The organism is Steroidobacter gossypii (genome assembly GCF_016801985.1).
Lineage (GTDB): Bacteria > Pseudomonadota > Gammaproteobacteria > Steroidobacterales > Steroidobacteraceae > Steroidobacter > Steroidobacter gossypii.
Map to the genome: position 1 here is coordinate 1 of NZ_JAEVLS010000002.1, position 7,116 is coordinate 7,116.

Here is a 7,116-nt window from a genome sequence, read left to right on the forward strand (position 1 = left end):
CAGGACCTGCGCACCGGCGGCACGGATCTGGCCATTGCCGGCGGCGTGAACCTGAGCATCCATCCGGGCAAGTACAGCATGCTGAGCGCCGGGCAGTTCATCTCGAGTGCGGGGCACTGCCAGAGCTTCGGTGAAGGCGGGGATGGCTATATTCCCGGCGAAGGCGTGGGCGCGGTGATTTTGAAACGACTGTCGGATGCCGAGCGCGATGGCGATGCGATCTACGCCATCATCCGCGGCAGCGCGCTGAATCACGGCGGAAAGACGAACGGCTACACGGTGCCGAATCCGCAAGCACAAGCGGCGGTGATCGGGCAGGCGTTGCGGGATGCGGGCATCAGTGCGCGCCAGGTGAGTTACATCGAAGCGCATGGCACCGGGACCAAGCTCGGCGATCCGATCGAGATCGCGGCGTTGAGCAAGGCGTTTCAGCAGTACACGGGCGACACGCAGTTCTGTTTGCTCGGCTCGGCGAAGTCGAACATCGGGCACTGCGAGTCGGCGGCGGGCATCGCGGGGCTGACGAAAGTGGTTCTGCAGCTGCGCCACCGGCAGATCGTGCCGTCGCTGCATTCGCAACGTTTGAATCCGAACATCGACTTCGAGCGCAGCCCGTTCATCGTGAACCAGCAGCTGCGCGACTGGGAGGCTCCTGTCGTCGATGGCAAGCCGGTCGCGCGCATCGCTGGTTTGTCTTCATTCGGCGCGGGCGGTGCGAACGCGCATCTTTTGGTCGAGGAATACACCGCGCCATTGAAGCATGAGTCGGTGCAGGAAAGCGCGCCTTGTGTCGTCCTGCTGTCGGCGCGAACGCTCACTCAGTTACAGCAGAAGTCGCGCGATCTCAAAGCGTTCATCGACAACGATCCCAACATCGATCTGTTATCGCTCGCTTACACCACACAGATCGGCCGCGAAGCGATGGATGAGCGCGTGGGCATCCTGGTGTCTTCACGAGAGCAATTGCTCGAACGGCTGGCGCTGTTCGCTGCCAGCGCGAGCGAAGATGACGGTGCGCTCGCCGATGACATGTTCTACGCCCAGATCAAGCGCCATCGCGACGCCATGGCGCTGTTCAGCGCCGATGAGGATTTGCAGGCCAGTGTCGATGGCTGGTTCCGCGCCGGCAAGTGGTCGCGCCTGGTGGATGTCTGGACCAAAGGGCTCGAAATCGACTGGCGACGATTGTATGCGTCGTCTGTGCCCAGGCGCCTGCACTTGCCTACTTATCCGTTTGCGCGGGAAAGATACTGGCGTGAAGATGCCGATGAACGCACCGACGCCATCGTGGTGCCTCTCTCCGGTCATTCGCTGCTACAGCAAAACATCTCGAAGCCGGGTCAACAACGTTATCGAAGCTTGCTCGGCGTGGACGGCCAGCGCTACAGAGGCATCGAGCTTTTCGGCAATCCCATCTTGTCGCGCGGTGTTCTGATCGAAGCGGCGCGTGCGGCGCTCGAGGACGCGTTGCCGTCATTCGAGCGCAGCTCGGCTTTGGAACTGCACGACGTAAGGCTCGCTTCACCCGTTGAAACGCTGGAGCACGTTCCCGTTGAGATCTCGGTGCTGCTGCCGGGCCAGGGTCGACGGCCAGCGCCCGAAGATGTCGCGTTCGAGATCACCAGTCAGAGCGCCGAACCGGTGGTGCTGTGTCAGGGGCTGGCGAGAGAGTGCGCGGACGAACCGGCTCACGTGCTCGACGTTGCGAGTTTGCTAAGACGCGCTTCACCGATGCTTGGTGACAAGAACGCGGTCGCGAGCGCGTGTCAGTCGCTCGGGCTCGAGATCGCGCCGTTGTATCAAGCTGTCACGTCAGTGCATCAGGCGACGGATGGATTGTTGTTGACGTTCGAGTCGTCGGACGCTTCCCGAGCAGCATTCGCTGACTTCGTGGTACAGCCGGCGGTGCTTGACGGCGCATTGATTGCTGCGCAATGGCTCCGCCGTCCTGTGGGCGATGGCCTGTATCTTCCGGCGAGCATCGCGACCCTGCGATGCAATGTTGCGAGTCAGCAGCCGCAGTATGCGTGGATTCAGCTCTCGAATGCGCAGCCAAGGAATGATGCGTTCAGCGTCGATGTGACGATTTGCGATGCCGATGGCAACGTCTGCGCTTCTTTCGGTCAGCTGACGTTAGTCGCAGCGAAGCTTCAGCCCGCGGCCGAGATCGATGCGCCGATCGCCGAACCGTCCGAACCCACCATACACACCCCGGATCGCGCGTTCGCTGCGCTCGACAAACCCACCGCGATCGATCTGACGACACCGGAAGAAATCGATGCGCTGGCTGTCTCATCGACGTTGCACAAGCCCGCGCTGGCTCTGGCGGCACGGGCCGACGCGCGAGACCTGGATGAGGGTGTGTCCATCGTCCTCGATGAACGAGGCGCGGGCATTTTCACTCTGCGCTTGCAACGCAATGAAGGCAGATTCGATGAGCGATTGATCGGCGAGCTCGAACAGGCCCTGAAACGCGCGCGTGACCTGCCAACGATCAAAGCCTTGGTGATCGAGAGCGACGATCAGCGTTTGCCGAGCGCCGACCAAGACGTACTCGCCAGCGAAGCGGCGCGCGCGCTCTGGCACACCTTGGCTTCGTTTCCATATCCAACTGTGGCCGTACTGTCCAAGGCGGCATCGGGCGCGGGATTCTGGATCGCGTGTGTGTGCGATTTTGTTGTCGCCGTTGACGATCAGTCCTACGGTCTCGAGACGGCAGATGGATGGTCGTTGACGCAGGCGTGGCAAAGAGACTGGCTCGACGCGCGCTTTGGCGAGCCGTTCGCGGCCTTGCTGGCAATGAACACCAGCAATCTCCTCGGCCGGGAGTTGCGGGACGCGGGCTGGGGTGCACGCGTGGTTGCGCAAGCTCAGGTCGATGGTGTCGTACAGGAGTTGTGCCAGGGCCTCGGCGAGAAAACGCAAAGCGCGCTGCGTCTACTCAAGCAACACATGGCGATGGAGTTCGAAGCGCGGGTTGCCGAACTCAGCTCAGCCGAAAGCTCACGGGCGATCAGTGCGCCCCGGGAATCTGTGTTGCAGGCGACGTCGGCTCCGAGCTGTGTCGAATCTGTTCGCAGCGACAACAACCAGGTCCATCTGCGACTGAGATCGCGAAATGGAACGGGTACTGCCGCTGCGCTGCTCGAACTGCGCGTCGCGCTTGAAGCTTGTAGCGGGGCCAGCGCGGTCCTCCTGAGCAGCGAGCTCAACGAGTTCTTGCCGGAGGACGCGGCTCGGCACAGCCAAACACTGCAGCAGTTGGTGTTTGCAGTGCTGCAACTCAACGCACCCATCATCGCGGTGCTGGATCGGAATGCGACCAATGCCGGGTTCCTGCTGGCACTGGCATGTGATGCCGCCGTTTACAGCGAGGGCGGCCGCTACGGTGGACTCGCGTTGCGAGATCATCGGGATCATCTGGCGCTGCTCGACGAAGTCACGCGGCAACGCTTAGGAGTCTGGGCGAGCGTCTGGACATTGACTGGCATGATGAGTGGCGCATGCGAGCTGCGGCAGCGTTTGCCGATGCTGGAGGTTTGTTCCGCCGACGCGGTGATGGACAAAGCGCAGCAGCTGGCCGACACGTTATCAGCTGTGTCACGAGATCTTTTCCGGCGTAAGACTGCGCTCGTTGCCCGCATCAGGCAGCGCGAACAGCCGTATGTCGAGCAGGCGACCGCTGACGCGCTGCCGACTCAGGAAATGCGATTAGCGCTGACGTCGAGTGTGGTTCGCGCGAGCGTCGATGCGGACGGTGTCGTGCTGGTGCATCTGGAAGACCGCGACGCGAAGAACATGTTCTCCGACGCGCTGATCGCAGGCCTGCAGGAAGTGTTCGAACATGTACGCCAGTCGCTTTCATACAAAGCTGTCGTGCTCGTTGGCTATGACACTTACTTTGCGTCCGGCGGCACGCGCGACGGATTGAAAGCGATTCACGCAGGTAAGGTGCGCTTCACCGACCTGGACGTCTTTCAGCTGGCGATGCGATGTCCGCTGCCGGTGGTGGCGGCAATGCAGGGCCACGGCATCGGGGCAGGCTGGACGCTCGGACTGTTTGCGGATTGCATGGTGTTCAGTGAAGAGAGCCGATACGTCAGCCCCTATATGAACTTCGGGTTCACGCCTGGCGCGGGCGCAACCGGCGTGCTGCCGCTGAAGCTTGGCCTCGATCTGGCGCGAGACAGCCTGTTCACCGGTCGCGAAATGTTGGGTAGCGAGATCCAGCAGCGCAATCCACTCTTGACAGTCGTGCCGCGCGCTCAGGTGCTGTCGGACGCAATGGCGATCGCTCGCTCGCTGAGCCGGCACGACCGCAACGATCTGCTTGCCTGGAAAGCCGCAAGCACTGCGCATCGGCTGGCTGCCTGGGAAGCTTTGTTTGCTCGCGAAGTCGCGATGCACGAGGCTACGTTGGTCGGTCAGACCGACACGCTGGCGCGCATCGAGCAGCGTTTTTCGCCGAGCGCATCTGCGCCGGCGAAGGCAGAGGTAAGCCTCTCGTCCGCATCTTCGCAGCGCGTTGATGTATTGCCGACCATCCGCCGTTTGCTCGCCGAGGAGTTGCGCCTCGGCGAAAGCGACATCGAGGCACGTACGCCGTTCGTGGATTTGGGGTTGGACTCGATTTCGGGGGTGACCTGGATCCGCAAGATCAACGCCGAGTTCGGGCTCGCGATCGAGGCGACCAAGATCTACAGCCACCCCAATTTGCAGCAGCTCAGTCGATACATCGGTGAGCTCTCGCAGGCGCATGCAAACATACCGGGCCCTTCGCACATCGAGCCCAAGGCAGAGGTTGCGGTGGAGCGGGTGCCGACGCCCGTTGCAATCAAGAAGGCCGGCGCGACGTTCGTCGGTTGGGAAAAGCTTGCCTCGTGGCGAGATGACAGCAGCGTCGCTGCGAGCACCTCGCACTCAACGCCGGCGCAGGCGCCAGCCATTGCCGTGATCGGCATGGCGGGGCGTTTCCCCATGGCGAAGGACCTGGAGCGATTCTGGGACAACATCGCCAACGGAAAAAACTGCATCAGCGAAGTGCCGCCGTCGCGCTGGAACATGGACGCGCTGTTCGTGGACGGCAGAGCGGTGCTCGGTCAAAGCAGCTCCAAGTGGATGGGCGTGCTCGAAGGCCACGACCAGTTCGATCCGCTGTTCTTTGGGTTATCGCCGATCGAGGCCGAGGCCATGGACCCGCAGCAGCGCCTGTTCCTGCAATGTTGCTGGCACGGCATGGAAAACGCGGGTTACACCGCCGAGCGACTGTCCGGAAGCAAATGCGGTGTGTTCGTAGGCTGTGCGCACGGCGACTACAACTTGTTGTCACGCGAACAGCAAATCAGTGCATTGGGTTTCACCGGCGGCGCGCCATCCATTCTGGCCGCGCGTGTCGCATATTTCCTCAACCTGCAAGGACCTTGCATTTCGATCGATACGGCGTGTTCGTCTTCGCTGGTCGCCATCGCGACCGCCTGCGACAGCTTGATCACCGGCGCTTCCGATGTCGCGTTCGCCGGCGGCGTCTATGTCATGGCGAACGCCGACATGTTCTTGAAGACCAGTCATGCCGGCATGCTGTCGCCGGACGGACGCTGTTATACATTCGATCAGCGCGCCAATGGCTTCGTCCCGGGCGAGGGCGTGGGTATCGTGCTCTTGAAGCGCCTGGCGGATGCCGAGCGCGATGGCGATCGGATCCTCGCGGTGGTGCGGGGATGGGGTGTCAACCAGGACGGCAAGACGAACGGCATCACCGCACCGAATGCCGATTCGCAGCAGCGCCTGATCAAGGATGTTTATTCCAGGTTCTCGATCGATCCGCGGCAGATTCAGTTGATCGAGGCGCACGGCACCGGCACCAAGCTCGGCGATCCGATCGAGATCGAAGCGCTGAAGTCGGCGTTCTCGGCAGCGACGCAAGACAGGAATTACTGCGCCGTCGGTTCCGTGAAGACCAACATCGGACACTGTTTGACGGCGGCCGGCATCTCCGGCTTCATCAAGCTGCTGCTGGCGATACGTCATCGACAGCTGCCGCCCAGCATCAATTTCGAAACGCCGAACGAACATCTCGGCCTCGACAACAGTCCGTTCTATGTAAACACCGCGTTGCGCGAGTGGGAAACGCCGGTCGAGGTGCCGCGTCAGGCGGCGATCAGCTCGTTCGGCTTCAGTGGTACGAATGCCCATATAGTGCTCACGGAGTACACGCCGCCCGTGTCGCAAGCCGCCACATCAGTCGTGGCACCACACGCTGGTTTCGTCATTCCGATCTCGGCGCGCACGCCCGAACAGCTGCTGCAGAAGGCAAGGGATTTGCGCGACTTCATGCAAGCACAACGCGGCTTGTCACTGGCTGAGTTGAGCAGCAGCTTGCAGCTGAACCGCGATCCCATGGAGGAGCGTCTTTGTTTCGTCGCCCATGATGTTCCCCAGGCGATCGATGACCTGAGTATCTATATCGATGCCGCCGCTGCGGGAAAACCACTGCCCGTGCAGCTGTTCGCGGCGAACATCAAGCAGGGCCGCGAGAGCATTCGACTGTTCAGCGAGGACGACGATGTGCGGACGCTCGTCATCGATAAGTGCATCGCCGAGGGCGGCATGAGCAGGCTCTGCGAGCTATGGGTCAAAGGCCTCGTGCTCGATTGGCGCAAACTGTACGGCTCGCACAGACCCAGCTCGATCAGTTTGCCGCTGTACCCGTTCGCCGCGGAATCGTACTGGGTTACGCCGACCGTTCCATCGATCGATGCGGTCTCGGTCCGAGGCAGCGAACTGCCGCGGAAGTTTCATCCATTGCTGCACGAAAAGGTCGCCGACATCGCGGACCAGGGGTACCGCCAGGATGCGAGTGCCGACGACAGTCTCATGGATGGTGACAAGAAGATTCGCCTGATGCATTTGCCGACCTATGCGTTCGCGCGCATGCGCTGCTGGTTTTCGAGCAAAGAAAGCCTGCGATCGAGCGACAGTGCACGAGTGGTTCCGCTGCCGACACCCCACCGGCGGCTCGGCAAGGGCCTGGATTCCATTGCCGAGCTGTTCACCGAGCTCGAGCAGGGGAAGGTGACCACCGGCGAGGTGGTCAAGCGCGTGAAATCGCTGGCGTAG

At 61.8% G+C, this 7,116-nt stretch carries 1 protein-coding gene and 1 pseudogene; both read left to right on the top strand.

Annotated elements, in window-relative coordinates; genetic code table 11:
• Positions 1 to 981, top strand: a pseudogene (locus tag JM946_RS31910) (beta-ketoacyl synthase N-terminal-like domain-containing protein); the annotation flags it as partial.
• Between the two features lie 84 nt (positions 982 to 1,065).
• Complete coding sequence (locus JM946_RS07460) at positions 1,066 to 7,116, top strand: polyketide synthase (RefSeq protein WP_456115329.1); 6,051 nt, start codon at positions 1,066 to 1,068, stop codon at positions 7,114 to 7,116.

What these genes read in the sequence shown, in the direction of transcription:
- JM946_RS07460 (WP_456115329.1), top strand. Translation starts at nt 1,066, where the DNA reads ATGGCGCTGTTCAGCGCCGATGAGGATTTGCAGGCCAGTGTCGATGGC.